Origin of the sequence: Pseudomonas sp. 50_B (assembly GCF_017491625.1) — a bacterium.
In the GTDB taxonomy this organism is placed as follows: Bacteria; Pseudomonadota; Gammaproteobacteria; order Pseudomonadales; family Pseudomonadaceae; genus Aquipseudomonas; species Aquipseudomonas danubii.
Genome location: NZ_JAFGYX010000197.1, coordinates 1 through 248, shown reverse-complemented (window position 1 = coordinate 248; position 248 = coordinate 1). Strand labels below are relative to the sequence as shown.

Genomic DNA, 248 nt, shown 5'->3' with positions numbered 1-248 from the left:
ACTTGGGCAGCGTGATGAACCAGGTGCGCAACATGATGCTGGTCACCGTCTGGGTGTTCATCGGCATCGAGGGCGCCAGCATCTTCTCGTCCCGGGCGGAAAAACGCTCGGACGTGGGCAAGGCCACGGTGATCGGCTTCCTGGGGGTGCTGGCGCTGCTGGTGCTGGTGAATGTGCTGTCCCTGGGGATCATGAGCCAGCCGGAGCTGGCCAAGCTGCAGAACCCTTCCCTGGCAGCAGTGCTGGAA

The 248-nt window shown here is 63.3% G+C and carries 1 protein-coding gene; it reads left to right on the top strand.

Features of this window, described 5'->3' with window-relative positions; translation table 11 throughout:
* On the top strand, positions 1-248 hold a 248-nt coding region (locus J5M73_RS31595; RefSeq protein WP_207817019.1), incomplete at both ends, for an amino acid permease.